The sequence below is a fragment of the Pseudomonas sp. VMV1 genome, from assembly GCF_056790235.1.
The window spans coordinates 510,815-524,146 of sequence record NZ_JBXGSE010000002.1 but is presented as its reverse complement, the minus strand read 5'-3'; the positions used below and the strand labels follow the sequence as shown (position 1 = coordinate 524,146).

At 62.4% G+C, this 13,332-nt stretch carries 15 protein-coding genes, 1 tRNA gene and 1 pseudogene; 1 reads left to right on the top strand and 16 read right to left on the bottom strand.

What is annotated here, in order from left to right; genetic code table 11:
- Positions 1-53 precede the first annotated feature (53 nt).
- Positions 54-452 carry a hypothetical protein gene (locus ACUCV0_RS08010; protein WP_482212450.1) on the bottom strand — a complete coding sequence of 133 codons (399 nt, stop codon included), beginning with the start codon at positions 450-452 and terminating at the stop codon, positions 54-56.
- Between the two features lie 316 nt (positions 453-768).
- Here ACUCV0_RS08010 and ACUCV0_RS08005 point away from each other — a divergent pair.
- Positions 769-1,330 (top strand): annotated as a pseudogene (locus tag ACUCV0_RS08005) (DEAD/DEAH box helicase); the annotation flags it as partial.
- Between the two features lie 72 nt (positions 1,331-1,402).
- On the opposite strand, the gene ACUCV0_RS08000 reads toward ACUCV0_RS08005, so the two are convergent.
- The 15 genes from ACUCV0_RS08000 to aspS form a co-directional block, all read right to left on the bottom strand.
- Positions 1,403-1,478: transfer RNA gene (locus tag ACUCV0_RS08000), tRNA-Lys, on the bottom strand.
- Positions 1,479-1,539: 61 nt separating this feature from the next.
- Positions 1,540-2,214 (bottom strand): 7-cyano-7-deazaguanine synthase QueC, encoded by a 675-nt coding sequence (queC, locus tag ACUCV0_RS07995; RefSeq protein ID WP_482212449.1) that lies wholly within the window; start codon positions 2,212-2,214, stop codon positions 1,540-1,542.
- Between the two features lie 2 nt (positions 2,215-2,216).
- Positions 2,217-2,867, bottom strand: coding sequence for a 7-carboxy-7-deazaguanine synthase QueE (gene queE / locus ACUCV0_RS07990; RefSeq protein WP_174523142.1), 651 nt, complete (start codon positions 2,865-2,867; stop codon positions 2,217-2,219).
- 71 nt (positions 2,868-2,938) lie between these two features.
- On the bottom strand, positions 2,939-3,766 hold the full coding sequence (gene ybgF, locus ACUCV0_RS07985; RefSeq protein ID WP_059315505.1) for a tol-pal system protein YbgF: 828 nt from the start codon (positions 3,764-3,766) through the stop codon (positions 2,939-2,941).
- Between the two features lie 6 nt (positions 3,767-3,772).
- Complete coding sequence (gene pal / locus ACUCV0_RS07980) at positions 3,773-4,294, bottom strand: peptidoglycan-associated lipoprotein Pal (protein WP_058791633.1); 522 nt, start codon at positions 4,292-4,294, stop codon at positions 3,773-3,775.
- 59 nt (positions 4,295-4,353) lie between these two features.
- On the bottom strand, positions 4,354-5,652 hold the full coding sequence (gene tolB, locus ACUCV0_RS07975; RefSeq protein WP_059315506.1) for a Tol-Pal system beta propeller repeat protein TolB: 1,299 nt from the start codon (positions 5,650-5,652) through the stop codon (positions 4,354-4,356).
- Complete coding sequence (gene tolA, locus ACUCV0_RS07970) at positions 5,649-6,752, bottom strand: cell envelope integrity protein TolA (RefSeq protein WP_059315507.1); 1,104 nt, start codon at positions 6,750-6,752, stop codon at positions 5,649-5,651. Before tolA ends, tolB begins: the two co-directional genes overlap by 4 nt.
- The gene (gene tolR, locus ACUCV0_RS07965) at positions 6,752-7,198 is read right to left on the bottom strand and encodes a protein TolR (protein WP_059315508.1); all 447 of its coding nucleotides are present in this window, start codon (positions 7,196-7,198) and stop codon (positions 6,752-6,754) included. The genes tolA and tolR overlap by 1 nt, the downstream gene beginning before the upstream one ends.
- Positions 7,199-7,209: 11 nt before the next feature.
- Positions 7,210-7,902, bottom strand: a complete 693-nt coding sequence (tolQ, locus tag ACUCV0_RS07960) for a protein TolQ (RefSeq protein WP_059315509.1) — start codon at positions 7,900-7,902, stop codon at positions 7,210-7,212.
- A 2-nt stretch (positions 7,903-7,904) separates the two neighbouring features.
- On the bottom strand, positions 7,905-8,354 hold the full coding sequence (gene ybgC, locus ACUCV0_RS07955; protein WP_434774568.1) for a tol-pal system-associated acyl-CoA thioesterase: 450 nt from the start codon (positions 8,352-8,354) through the stop codon (positions 7,905-7,907).
- A 51-nt stretch (positions 8,355-8,405) separates the two neighbouring features.
- On the bottom strand, positions 8,406-9,458 hold the full coding sequence (ruvB, locus tag ACUCV0_RS07950) for a Holliday junction branch migration DNA helicase RuvB (protein ID WP_271655451.1): 1,053 nt from the start codon (positions 9,456-9,458) through the stop codon (positions 8,406-8,408).
- A gap of 4 nt (positions 9,459-9,462) precedes the next feature.
- Positions 9,463-10,065 (bottom strand): Holliday junction branch migration protein RuvA, encoded by a 603-nt coding sequence (gene ruvA / locus ACUCV0_RS07945; protein ID WP_059315512.1) that lies wholly within the window; start codon positions 10,063-10,065, stop codon positions 9,463-9,465.
- A 46-nt stretch (positions 10,066-10,111) separates the two neighbouring features.
- Positions 10,112-10,672 (bottom strand): crossover junction endodeoxyribonuclease RuvC, encoded by a 561-nt coding sequence (gene ruvC / locus ACUCV0_RS07940; protein ID WP_007160336.1) that lies wholly within the window; start codon positions 10,670-10,672, stop codon positions 10,112-10,114.
- Positions 10,672-11,418, bottom strand: a complete 747-nt coding sequence (locus ACUCV0_RS07935) for a YebC/PmpR family DNA-binding transcriptional regulator (RefSeq protein WP_454253332.1) — start codon at positions 11,416-11,418, stop codon at positions 10,672-10,674. Before ACUCV0_RS07935 ends, ruvC begins: the two co-directional genes overlap by 1 nt.
- A gap of 106 nt (positions 11,419-11,524) precedes the next feature.
- Positions 11,525-13,300: an aspartate--tRNA ligase gene (aspS, locus tag ACUCV0_RS07930; RefSeq protein WP_482212448.1), complete on the bottom strand. Its 1,776-nt coding sequence runs from the start codon at positions 13,298-13,300 to the stop codon at positions 11,525-11,527.
- Positions 13,301-13,332 lie beyond the last annotated feature (32 nt).

Below are 13,332 nucleotides of genomic sequence, written 5' to 3'. Positions count from 1 at the left end.
GGCACTTGCCTTTCGTTCTAGGTACGTCCCGAAAGCGCTCAGACAGGGCCCGACTAGAGGCCGGCCAACCCGTCCAGCACCGCCGTGCAGATAGCGGTGCCATAGGTCAGTACGCCCAGCGGTACCCCAACCGCGGCGCCCAGGATCAAGGCACACCCCAAGACGGCCAAGAGCGGTACTCCGAACACCCGCTGTCCCAGAAAAGAGCCAGATCCGTTGGCCTCGAGCACATCGGTCCTGGAGGTATTCGAAGGACTCCCGGTGTCGGCCTTGGCGCGCGGGGATTGAATGCCCTGACCACGGGAGGGCGTGGCCCTGCCTTCCATCTCGATGAGGCCGGCGATGTCGGCGAGAGTGCCGCTGTTGCGGGTGATCTGCTCATGAGCAGCGCGGAGCGAATCGGGCTTGGCCGTGCGGCCTGCGCCGCGAGGAGGTCTTCGTGAGGCGGTCATACGGGGAAGAAGTGCTGAGATGGCGCTAGGATCGCTTAGGATAACCCGAAAGTTATGACCATTACCTATCAATATAGCATTTTGCCATCATCTACTTAGTCGCCCGAAGTCACGAGTCCACCAATACAGCTCCGGTCAACCCTGGCTGCCCTCTTCCATGGCATCAATAGGAAATGCACGGTCAGGCGTGGTATTGCTTTTTCTTGCATGTTTTGTAGCACTAGTATGAGGTGTGATACCCCCTACGCGCTGCCTTACTTCGGAGCACCTTCAATGCAACACCTTCAGCTCGCCGCCCAACAGCGCTCGGGGGTGTCGCGTGCTCGAGGACGAGGAAGGCAACTACCTCACCCTGGAGGACTTCCAGCGCGGGGAGCGACGCCGGCAGTGCCCGAAGTGCAAGGCGCCCCTCTGGACGCTGATGCGCCCGGGCAAGGCCGCAGGCGGTGACAGGCGCAGCGTGATCCTCAAGTCAATGTGCCGCATACCGACCATTGGCCCCATCCGGGCCGAGAAGTTGGTGGCGGACTTCGGCGAAGAGTTTCTCGCCACGATGCTGGCTGACAACGTCCATGAGTTCATCAACCTGATGGACGCCAAGGGCAACTTCGTCTTCAGTGACCGCCAGGCCAAGCGCATGGAGCGGGCGATGGCCAACCTGGAATTCGGCTTCGGCGAGGGCGGTTACCAACCGACCGAGCTCATCAAGCGCTACCTCCCGGACGGCTACTTCGACCTGCTGGTGGTGGACGAGGGACACGAGTACAAGAACAGCGGTTCGGCCCAGGGCCAGGCCATGGGAGTGCTGGCATCAAACAGCGCGCAAGACGCTGCTGCTAACGGGCACGCTGATGGGCGGCTACGCTGACGCTAGATTCCGCCACAGACAGCTGCTTTTCTGAGCTGAGGGAACGCAAAAACCCTCCATTGCGGAGGGTTTTTGGTGAAGATGGTGGGTCGTGTGGGATTCGAACCTACGACCAATTGGTTAAAAGCCAACTGCTCTACCGACTGAGCTAACGACCCGTTAGTGGCCGCCATTCTAGCGATTTTCTCTGGATAATCAACACCCTAGATAAATTTTTTTTTACTGGTAGCGGGTAGGGTCGGAAATTCCGGCTGCCTTGAAGCCGTCGGCACGCAGGCGGCAGCTGTCGCAACGGCCGCAGGCCTCCCCTTCGCTGTTGGCCTGATAGCAGGACACGGTCAGTCCGTAGTCCACACCCAGATCGGTGCCGGCCTGGACGATCTGCGCCTTGGACAGGAACTGCAACGGGGCTTCGATCTTGAAGGTATCCCCTTCCACGCCGGCTTTGGTGGCGAGATTGGCTAGGCGCTCGAAGGCCTCGACGAATTCCGGTCGGCAATCCGGATAGCCGGAATAGTCCACCGCGTTCACCCCAATGAAGAGATGACGAGCACCAAGCACCTCGGCCCACCCCAGGGCCAGCGACAGGAACACGGTGTTGCGCGCTGGTACATAGGTAACGGGAATGCCCTCGCCAGGCGTTTCCGGCACGGCGATGTCCGGATCGGTGAGCGCTGAGCCACCGATGCCATTGAGGTCCAGGCCGATCACCTTGTGTTCGACCACGCCAAGCTGGCGAGCTACGCACTCGGCCGCCTGCAGTTCGGCTCTATGCCGCTGGCCGTAGTCGAAGCTCATGGTGTAGCAGGCGAAGCCTTGAGCCTTGGCCATGGCGACGATGGTGGCGGAATCGAGGCCGCCGGAGAGAAGGATGACCGCTTTAGGCTGACTCATGCTTAGTGTCCCGGCTCGTCGTTCCAGAGAATCTTGTGCAGTTGCAATTGAAAACGCACGGGAAGGTTATCCGCCACGATCCACTCCGCCAGTTCGCGGGGCACCACCTGGCCGTGGCTGGGCGAAAACCACACTTCTCCCACTCGCTGGTCCAGGCGGTACTCGATCAGCTTGGAAACGGCCCAGTCGTAGTCTTCACGCGAGCAGATGACGAATTTCACCTGATCGTTCGGTGTGAGCTGAGCGATGTTGGCGTAAAGGTTGCGCCCGACTTCGCCCGATGCCGGGGTCTTGAGGTCCATCACCTTGCTGACGCGGACGTCTACCCCACTGACATCCAGGGCACCGCTGGTTTCCAGGGACACCTCGTAGCCTGCATCGCAGAGTTGCTCAAGTAGTTTGAGGCAATTGGGCTGGGCCAGTGGCTCGCCGCCCGTTACGCAGATATGTCGCGGGCGGTAGCTGGCGACCTGCTCGAGGATGGCATCGAGGTGATGGATCTCGCCACCGGTGAACGCATAGGCCGTGTCGCAGTACTGACAGCGCAATGGGCAGCCGGTGAGGCGGACGAAGACCGTGGGAAGGCCGGCAGTGCGGGCTTCACCCTGGAGCGAATAGAAGATTTCGGTAAGACGTAAGGTATCTTTTTGCATAGAAGCCACGGGCGTGACGGCTACACAGGCCATCCGCCTCCGTTGCGGTAGATAGAAGAAAAAAGCCTGCGCTAGGGCAGGCTTTTCAGGTCCCGCTGCGCCAGCTGCGCAGCGGAGGTTCCGGGATATTGGCTGATGACCTGCTGGTACATGCCCTTGGCCCGGTCGGTGCGGCCGAGCTTCTGCTCGACGCCACCCAATTTGTACAGAGAATCCGGCACCTTGTTACTGGTGGGATAGGCCTGGCTGACCTTGGCGAAGGCCTGACCCGCAGCCTGCAGATCACCCTTGGCCAGATTCACCTCACCCAGCCAGTACTGGGCATTACCCGCGTACTGGCTGTTGGGATACTTGCGCAGAAACGCATTGAACGCCTGGCTGGCCTTGTCGAAATCCTTGGCTTTGATCAGATCGAAGGCAGCGTCGTAGTACAGCTTTTCCTTCGCCGGATCGCCCGGTTCGCTACTGGCAGCCGGTGCACCTGCGGAGGCAGGCGGAGTCGGCGTGTTGTTGGCCGCGATGGCACCACCCTGGGCGGCACCTCCAGCGGCTCCGGCACCTGCGTTGGCAGGGGCGGAAGAAAGCTGGGAAATTCGGCCATCCAGATCCTGGTAACGATCCAATCCTTCCTGCTTGAGCTGGCGGATCTCGTTTTCCTGAACCTCGACCTGGCCACGCAGGCGAGCGATATCGTCCTGCATCTGTTGCAACTGCATGAACAGTTGACCCATACCGGAAACGGGAGCCCCGTTTCCGGCACTGGTCGCGCCTGCACCGCCATAAGCCTGCCCAGCGGACTGGGCAGTGCCATAGCTACCATCCTGTACGGGAACCTGAGCCCCGGCGACAACCGGTACACCGAGGGTCAGGGCGATCAAGAACTGCAGGCGCTTGGACATCGTTTATTACTTCTTCAGCTCAACGCGACGATTCTGAGCCCAGGAAGCTTCGTCGTGACCGACGGCAACCGGACGCTCTTTACCGTAGGAAACCAGTTCCAGCTGAGCCGGGGACACGCCCTGCAGTACCAGGTAGCGCTGAACGGCCTTGGCACGACGCTCGCCCAGTGCCAGGTTGTACTCGCGGGTACCGCGCTCGTCGGTGTGACCTTCCAGAACGACGCGCTGGCCGCTGGCCTTCAGGTCGCGAGCGTGAACGTCCAGAGCGCGCATGGCTTCCGGCTTCAGATCGGAGCTGTCGTACTCGAAGTAGAAGGTGGTGATGGCGCGCAGAGCGGCTTCGTCGCCCATGCTGCCGTCAACGGCACCGGCGTTGGCGCCGTAGCCAGCGTTCGGGTCGACAGCACCGGCGCCAGCGCCAGCACCAGCGCCTTCACCGGAGGCGTCGCCGCCCTTGGAGGAACAGCCCACGGCGACGGCCATGGCCAGAGCCAGTGCAGCGAACTTGCCGAATTTCAGCATTTCCATCATGTAACTCCTAAAAGAACCGCAATGTTGGTGTATCTAAGGACTTTTCTAATTAGCCGTCAGTTCAGGTAAGGAGACCAGGAAGGCTCGCGCACATCACCCTGGGCGGTGGGAAGAGGAATCCGGACGCGACCATTGATGGATACAAGCATCAGTACGCCTCGGTCCTGCTGGCGGGTGGCGTAGATTAGCATGGTGCCATTGGGCGCAACAGTGGGCGAGTCGTTCAGGCTGGTGTTGGAAAGTACCCGAACAGAGCCGCGTTGAAGGTCCTGAGCAGCGATCTGGAAGTTGGTGAAACCTTCCTGACGATGCACCATGACGAGGGTCTTTTCGTCCGCCGAAAGTTTCGGGTTGGCGTTGTAGTTGCCGACGAAAGTCACGCGCTCAGCGCCTCCGCCATTAACGCCGGTTTTGTAGATCTGCGGCTTGCCGGAGCGGTCGGAGGTGAAGTAGATGGTCTGGCCATCCTTGCCCCAGAACGGCTCGGTATCAATGGAGGAGTCATTCGTCACACGACGGATGGCACGGGATCCCAGGTCCATCACGTAGATCTCGGGGTTGCCGTCCTTGGACAGCACGAATGCCAGGCGATTGCCATCAGGCGAAAACGCCGGGGCACCGTTGAGGCCTTCGAAGTTGGTCAGCTGCTCGCGACGACCCGTATCGATGTATTGCATGAAGATGCGCGGACGCTGCTGCTCGAAGGAGACATAGGCGATGCGCTTGCCATCCGGCGCGAAGCGCGGCGACAGGATCGGCTCGCGAGACTGCAGCAGGGTTACCGAGCGAGCACCGTCGTAGTCGGCGCGCTGCAGGGTGTAGCGGGTATTGGTCGCGGAGAAGCGCTCGGCGGTGACATAGAGGATGCGCGTCGAGAAGGCGCCCTTCACGCCGGTCAGCTTTTCATAGGCCTGGTCGGAGATGAAATGCGCCATGTCGCGCAGCTGATCGGTGCTGCCGCCGACATTGCCGGTGAGGACCTGCTGCTCGGTGGAGACGTTGAACAGCGCGTACTGGATCTGCAGCCGACCGCCATTGGGCACGACGCTGCCGACCAGCACGTAGTTGGCGCCCAGGGCTTTCCAGTCACGGAAGATGACTTCGCTGGCCTGGGTCGGTTGACTCAGCATGTTCTGGCGCGGAATCGGCGAGAACACGCCCGAATTGCGCATGTCATCGCTGACGATGTTGGCCAGGTCCTCGGGCAGCGGCTGACCACCCTGCCACCCGAAGGGCACGACGGCGATCGGGATGGCGCGATCACTACCGCTGGAAATCACCAGCGGATCGGCCGCCTGGGCGGAGCCCACCACCAGGACCAGGCCCAGCAGAATGTAACGGATCAGGGTGTTCACAGACTCAGGTCCTCCGGTTTGAAGATCATGCGGCGCTGGCGGTACAGCTGGTCGAAGGTCTTGCGATCCAGCTGCTGCAGCTCACGGATACGACCGACGTTACGCACGGCCGACACCGCTGAATTATCGAATTCCTTGTTGCCACTGGAGCGGGTCACCGTCGCGCTGGTAATGGTGCCATCCGGCAGCATGTTGATCTGCACCTCGACGCTCATGCCATTGCGCGCCGACTGCGGACGCGTCCACTGCTCGCTGACCAGACGCACAATCAGATCATCGAAGCTCGATGCCACTTCGTCGCCCTGCTCTTCGGCCAGTGCCTGCTGCCGCTGGGTATCATCGGACAACAGCTCGGCCAGTGCCTGCGCCTTCTTGTCTTCCGCTGCCTTGCGAGCAGCCGCCTGGGCGGCCTTCTTCTTGGCGTCGTCAGCCGCTTTCTTCTTCGCCGCTTCCGCTGCCGCTTCCTTCTTGGCAGCTTCGGCCGCAGCTTTCTGTTTGGCTTCTTCCGCCGACTTCTGCTTGGCCGCTTCTGCTGCGGCTTTCTTTGCCGCTTCCTCGGCTGCCTTCTGTTTGGCAGCTTCGTCGGCCTTCTTCTTGGCGATGTCCGCCTGCTTCTTCTGCTCGGCGGCCTGCTTGGCTTCTGCGGCCGCCTTGGCGGCTTCGGACTGTTTCTCAGCCTCAGCCTTGGCTTCGGCGGCCTTGGCCGCCGCTTCCGCTTGCTGCGCCTTTCGAGCGTCGTCGGCTTTCTTTTGTTCCGCGGCCTGTTGCTGGGCTTCCTTCTGTTGCTGAGCCGCCTTGGCCGCCGCCGCTTCACGCTGGGCTTCCTGTTGCTGGCGACGCTGCTCCAGTTGTTCCTGCTCGTACTGTTTGGCCGCGGTCTTCTTCGCCTCACCGGCCAGCTTCTGCTCCGTCTGGACCTGGGCCGAGCTCTTGGATTTAAGCTGGACCAGGGTCGCCTGGACGACCGGGCGCGACTGGGGCAATTCAGGCGTGAAGGCGAAGCTGACGAACAGCAGGCCGAAGATCAGCACATGCAGGGCGACTGCCCAGATGGCCGGCCAGAAATAACTTTCGGACGACGAACGCTCGCGGTGTCGCATCAAGGCGCCTCGGTAATCAACCCGACGTTGGGCACGCCGGCCTGCTGCAAGGCACCCATGGCGCCAGCGACGACGCCATAGTTGGCGGCCTTGTCACCCCGGATGAACACCTGGGTGTCCGCACGCTGACGCATGATGGCACCGACCTGCTGACTCAGTTGTGGGAGGGACACCGCCGTAGAGGACTTGGCCTTCTGATCGGTATCCACCTCGGAACCGACGTTCCAGTAGTAGGTGCCGTCGGCCTTCACCGAGACGGTGAGGATCTGCTTGTCGTTGTCCTGCGGCAGGGCCTGGCTGTCGACCTTGGGCAGGTCGACCTTGACGCCCTGATTGAGCATGGGCGCCGTCACCATGAAGATGACGAGGAGCACCAACATCACGTCGATGTAGGGCACCACGTTCATCTCGGCGACGGGCTTGCGTTTCTTGCGGCGAGGGACCATGGGATACCTCTTTATTCGTCGCTGGTGTGGACTTTGCGGTGCAGGATGGCCTGGAATTCGTCCGCAAAGGTGTAGTAGCGGTTGATCAGCATTTCCGAACGGGCGGCGAAGCGGTTGTAGGCCACGACGGCGGGAATGGCGGCGAACAGACCGATGGCTGTGGCGATCAGGGCTTCGGCGATGCCGGGCGCTACGGTGGCCAGGGTCGCCTGCTGCGCCGTGGACAGGCCGCGGAAGGAGTTCATGATGCCCCAGACGGTACCGAACAGACCGACATAGGGGCTGGTAGAACCGACGGTGGCCAGGAACGGCAGGGCTTGCTCGAGCTTTTCTTCCTCACGGGAGATAGCCACGCGCATGGCGCGCGAGACGCCTTCCATCACGGCATCGGGATCCACACCGGGCTGCTGACGCAGACGGGAGAACTCCTTGAAACCGGCGCGGAAGATCTGCTCGACGCCGGAATCCGGATCGGGGTTGCTGCCGGCCTGGCGGTACAGCTTGGACAGATCGATGCCCGACCAGAATTTCTCTTCGAAGGTATCCAGGGAACGCTTGGCGGCGCGCATGGCATTGCTACGCTGGATGATCATGATCCAGGACGTGACAGAGGCTGCGACCAGGATGAGCATCACCAATTGCACCACCAGACTGGCGTTGGCGATGAGGCTCCACATGGACGTATGGTCGACGTTGGGTTGCACGCTTAATCTCCTGATTGAATTGACGCCGGATTTCCGGCAAGAACCGTTCGCATGGCCTGGGGCATGGCCCTGGGCCTGAAGCTGTCGGCACGCACACAGGCGACCGTCACCCACCCTTCACAGAGCAGGACATCATCCTTAGCTCGCCGAACCTCCTGGTGAAACCTGAGGCTGGCACGCTTCGCTTCGACCACCTCGGCACCGATCAACAATTCGTCATCCAGGCGCGCGGGCGCATGGTAGCGCGCTTCGCTGCTGTGGACGACGAAGAGCAGATTGTCCCGAGCGAGTTCGGACTGGGCATAGCCCAGCGCGCGCAGTCGCTCGGTGCGGGCGCGTTCCATGAACTTGAGGTAGTTGACGTAGTAGACGATGCCGCCGGCATCGGTATCTTCGTAGTAGACACGACACCTGAGGACGGACGGCGACGGGCTCCGCGATTGCGCGTGCATACTCTAGAACCTAGCCTCGCCGTTGCCAATCAGAAATGTTCGCAACTGCATTTAGTTACCATTGACCTCGAACAGATCGGGCGTACCACCCTGGACCAGACGAGAGGGCAGATTGAGCCCGAAATGCAGATAGGCATGTCGGGTCACTACCCGCCCGCGCGGCGTGCGCATGATATAGCCTTGCTGGATCAGATAGGGTTCCAACACGTCTTCGATGGTGTGACGCTCTTCGCTGATGGCAGCAGCAAGGCTGTCGACCCCGACCGGACCGCCATCGAACTTGTCGATCATGGTCAGCAACAGGCGGCGATCCTGATGATCGAAGCCTTGGGCATCGACATCCAGCAGATCAAGCGCGCGACTGGCGATGTCGTGGCTGATATGGCCCTGCCCGCGTACTTCGGCGAAGTCCCGCACCCGGCGCAGCAGACGGTTGGCGATCCGTGGCGTACCGCGCGCGCGGCGGGCGATTTCCAGAGCGCCTTCGGCTTCGATGGCGAGACCGAGGATGCCGGCCGAACGGGTGACGATGGTAGCCAGGTCCGCCGTGCCGTAGAACTCCAGGCGCTGGACGATCCCGAAGCGGTCACGCAGGGGGTTGGTCAGCATCCCGGCGCGGGTGGTCGCGCCCACCAGGGTGAAAGGCGGCAGATCCAGCTTGATGGAGCGCGCGGCCGGGCCCTCGCCGATCATGATGTCGAGCTGGTAGTCCTCCATCGCTGGATAGAGTACCTCCTCGACGATGGGCGACAGCCGATGGATCTCGTCGATGAACAGCACGTCGCCCGCTTCCAGATTGGTCAGCAAGGCGGCGAGATCGCCCGGGCGCTCCAGCACGGGACCAGAGGTGCTTTTCAGGGAAACGCCCATTTCCTGGGCGATGATATTGGCCAGGGTGGTCTTGCCCAGACCGGGCGGACCAAAGATCAGGGTGTGGTCGAGTGCCTCTCCCCTGCCCTTCGCCGCCTGGATGAACAGGCCCATCTGGTCGCGCACCACGGGCTGGCCGATATAGTCCGCCAGGCGCACCGGGCGAATGGCGCGATCCTGGACCTCCTCGCGGTCGCGGCCGCCGGCCGAGATGATTCGATCGGTTTCTATCATGGGATCAGACCATGCCCTTCAGGGCGCGACGGATGAGTTCCTCGCTGGAAAGGTCTTCCCCTTCCACGGCGGCAACGGCGCGACTGGCTTCCTGCGGCTTGAAGCCCAGGGAGACCAGGGCGCTGACCGCATCGGCCTCGGCGCTGGCCGCGACGGTGGCCTGGTTCGGCAACACCAGGGGAGCGATCGCGGGCAGATTTTCCCAGGCCTTGAAACGGTCCTTCAGCTCGACCAGCAGGCGCTCGGCGGTCTTCTTACCCACCCCGGGCACCTTGACCAGGGCGGCCGTGTCCTGGGCTTGCACACAGCGAACCAATTCATCCACCTCGAGACTGGACATCAACGCCAGGGCCAGCTTGGGACCGACACCGTTGAGCCGGATCAGCTCGCGAAACAGCTCACGCTCGCGTTTTTCACCGAACCCGTACAGCAGGTGCGCATCTTCCCGTACCACGAGGTGGGTATGCAATGTGACGACCTCGCCCTGGGCCGGCAGCCGATAAAGGGTCGTCATGGGCACTTCGACCTCGTAGCCGACTCCGCCCACGTCGAGCAGGAGATGGGGCGGCTGCTTTTCCGCCAGGGTGCCACGTAAACGACCGATCACAGGGATACCTTCCTACTTCTGGAGCGAGATGTTTGAACGGATGAAGCTAGAGACGCAGCCGGCCGCCGCGTCGACGGGTCGCCAACAGGCCATGGGGCACCAGACTCTGCCGTGTATGGGCATGGCACAGGGCGATGGCCAGGGCGTCGGAGGCGTCGATCTGCGGCTTTTCGGTCAGCCGCAGCAGGTGCATGACCATCAGCATCACCTGCTGCTTGTCCGCCCCGCCGTTGCCAACCACGGCCTGCTTGACCTGGCTCGCGGTGTACTCGGAGATCTCCAGGCCACCCTCGGCGCCGGCCACGATGGCCGCGCCGCGGGCCTGACCCAGCTTGAGCGCCGAATCGGCGTTGCGTGCCATGAACACCTGCTCGATGCCCATGGTGACCGGCCCATACTGGGCGATGACGTCGCGCACCCCGCGATAGACGATCTGCAACCGTTCCGGCAACGGACCGTTACCGGTACGGATGCAGCCCGAGGCCACGTATTCGCAGCCGCGCCCGGTGTCGCGCACCACGCCAAAGCCGGTCAGCCGGGAGCCCGGATCGATACCCAGGACCAGGGTGCCCGGAGCATCTGGCGGCAGGCGCTCGTAGAGGGACATCAGCCGAGCTGCGCCATGACGTCGTCGGGGATTTCGGCGTTGGAATAGACGTTCTGCACGTCGTCCAGGTCTTCGAGCATGTCGATCAGCTTGAGCACCTTTTGCGCGGTGTCCAGGTCCAGGGTCGCGGAAGTCGAGGGGATCATGGTCACCTCGGCTTCGTCGGCCTTGTAGCCGGCAGCGGTCAGGGCTTCGTTGACGGCGATGAAGTCGGCGAAGCTGGTGAAGACGTCGATGGAGCCATCATCGTTGGCCACCACGTCATCGGCACCCGCTTCCAGAGCGGCTTCCATCAGGGCGTCTTCGTCCAGGCCGGGGGCGTAGCTGATCTGGCCCTTGCGCTCGAACAGATAGGCGACCGAACCATCGGTGCCCAGGTTGCCACCGCACTTGTTGAAGGCATGCCGGACTTCGGCCGCGGTGCGGTTGCGGTTGTCGGTCATGGCCTCGACGATGATGGCGACGCCACTCGGGGCGTAGCCTTCATAGGTCAGTTCCTCGACGTTCTCACCTTCGCCGGCGCCCACGCCACGGGCGATGGCCCGGTCGATGGTGTCGCGGGTCATGTTGGCGGTGAGCGCCTTGTCCACCGCCAGACGCAGACGGGGGTTGTCGGCCGGAACGCCACCGCCCTGGCGCGCGGCCACGGTCAGCTCACGGATGATCTTGGTGAAGATCTTGCCTTTCTTGGCATCCTGGCGTTCTTTGCGATGCTTGATGTTGGCCCATTTGGAATGACCGGCCATAAGCTACTCCAATGTCTTGACGAAGACTGCGCCGGCCGCGATGGCCGCGACGCAATGAAAAAGGGAAACGGAGGGCGCCGACTTGGGCACCCTCCTCCGGTAAGGCTTATTCCGCCTTGGGCTGCTCGCGCAGGCGGATGTGCAGCTCGCGCAGGGCCTTGGCGTCGACGGCGCCGGGCGCCTGGGTCATGACGTCGGCCGCGCTCTGGGTCTTCGGGAAAGCAATGACTTCACGAATCGACGAGGCGCCGGTCATCAGCATCACCAGGCGATCCAGGCCGAAGGCCAGGCCACCATGGGGCGGTGCGCCAAACTTCAGGGCGTCCAGCAGGAAGCCGAACTTCTCTTCCTGTTCCTCTTCGCTGATACCCAATACCTCGAAGACGGCTTGCTGCATCTTCTTGTCATGGATACGGATGGAGCCGCCGCCCAGTTCGGTGCCGTTAAGCACCATGTCGTAGGCACGCGACAGCGCGGCACCGGGGTTGGCCTGGAGCTCCTGGGGACTGCACTTGGGCGACGTGAAGGGGTGGTGCATGGCGGTCAGGCTGCCGTCGTCGTTTTCCTCGAACATCGGGAAGTCGACAACCCACAGCGGCGCCCACTGGCAGGTCAGCAGGTTCAGGTCGTGACCGAGCTTGATGCGCAGGGCACCCAGGGCTTCGGACACGATCTTGGCCTTGTCCGCACCAAAGAACACGATGTCGCCATCCACCGCACCAACGCGGTCCAGGATGACATTGATATTGTCCAGCGGGATGTTCTTGACGATGGGCGACTGCAGGCCTTCGACGCCAGCGGCGCGCTCGTTGACCTTGATGTAGGCCAGGCCCTTGGCGCCGTAGATGCCAACGAACTTGGTGTAGTCATCGATCTGCTTGCGCGGCATGCTCGCCCCGCCCGGTACGCGCAGGGCAGTGACGCGGCACTTGGGATCGTTGGCCGGGCCGGCGAAGACCTTGAAGTCGACGGCCTTGAGCTGGTCTTCCACGTCCACCAGTTCCAGCGGAATGCGCAGGTCCGGCTTGTCCGAACCGAAGCGACGCATGGCTTCGGCCAGGGTCATGTGCGGAAGCGTACCGAATTCGACGTCCAGCACTTCCTTGAACAGGTTGCGCACCATGGTCTCGGTGATGTCCATGATGTCTTTTTCATCGAGGAAGCTGGTCTCGATGTCGATCTGGGTGAATTCCGGCTGGCGGTCGGCGCGCAGGTCTTCGTCACGGAAGCACTTGGCGATCTGGTAGTAGCGGTCGAAGCCGGCGACCATCAGCAGCTGCTTGAACAGCTGGGGCGACTGCGGCAGGGCGAAGAAGCTGCCGGGATGGGTGCGGCTGGGCACCAGATAGTCGCGAGCACCCTCGGGGGTGGCACGGGTCAGGATCGGGGTTTCCACGTCGAGGAAACCGTTCTCGTCCAGGTAGCGGCGGATGCTGGAGGTGATGCGCGAACGCAGCTTCAGCTTCTCGGCCATCTCCGGACGACGCAGGTCGATGAACCGATAGCGCAGGCGAGTCTCTTCACCGACATCGGTGTACTCGTTGAGCGGGAACGGCGGGGTTTCCGCTTCGTTGAGCACTTCCAGCTCATAGCCCAGTACCTCGATGGCACCGGAGGCCATGTTGGCATTGCGGGCACCTTCGGGACGCAGGCGCACCTTGCCGGTGAGCTTGACCACGTATTCACTGCGCACGCGGTCGGCCTTGGCGAAGGTTTCGGCGTGATCCGGATCGAACACCACCTGGGCCAGGCCTTCGCGATCGCGGATGTCGAGGAAGATGACCCCGCCGTGGTCACGGCGGCGGTGGACCCAACCGCAGAGGGTGATTTCCTGGCCGTCCAGGCTCTCGTTCAACTGGCCGCAATAGTGGCTGCGCATCATGGTCGTGTTTTCGCTTCTCTAGAACAGGCTGA

Coding starts and splice junctions, on each gene's coding strand:
- ACUCV0_RS08010 (WP_482212450.1), bottom strand. CDS start 452: ATGACCGCCTCACGAAGACCTCCTCGCGGCGCAGGCCGCACGGCCAAG.
- queC (WP_482212449.1), bottom strand. CDS start 2,214: ATGAGTCAGCCTAAAGCGGTCATCCTTCTCTCCGGCGGCCTCGATTCC.
- queE (WP_174523142.1), bottom strand. CDS start 2,867: ATGCAAAAAGATACCTTACGTCTTACCGAAATCTTCTATTCGCTCCAG.
- ybgF (WP_059315505.1), bottom strand. CDS start 3,766: ATGTCCAAGCGCCTGCAGTTCTTGATCGCCCTGACCCTCGGTGTACCG.
- pal (WP_058791633.1), bottom strand. CDS start 4,294: ATGGAAATGCTGAAATTCGGCAAGTTCGCTGCACTGGCTCTGGCCATG.
- tolA (WP_059315507.1), bottom strand. CDS start 6,752: ATGCGACACCGCGAGCGTTCGTCGTCCGAAAGTTATTTCTGGCCGGCC.
- tolR (WP_059315508.1), bottom strand. CDS start 7,198: ATGGTCCCTCGCCGCAAGAAACGCAAGCCCGTCGCCGAGATGAACGTG.
- ybgC (WP_434774568.1), bottom strand. CDS start 8,354: ATGCACGCGCAATCGCGGAGCCCGTCGCCGTCCGTCCTCAGGTGTCGT.
- ruvB (WP_271655451.1), bottom strand. CDS start 9,458: ATGATAGAAACCGATCGAATCATCTCGGCCGGCGGCCGCGACCGCGAG.
- ruvC (WP_007160336.1), bottom strand. CDS start 10,672: ATGTCCCTCTACGAGCGCCTGCCGCCAGATGCTCCGGGCACCCTGGTC.
- ACUCV0_RS07935 (WP_454253332.1), bottom strand. CDS start 11,418: ATGGCCGGTCATTCCAAATGGGCCAACATCAAGCATCGCAAAGAACGC.
- aspS (WP_482212448.1), bottom strand. CDS start 13,300: ATGATGCGCAGCCACTATTGCGGCCAGTTGAACGAGAGCCTGGACGGC.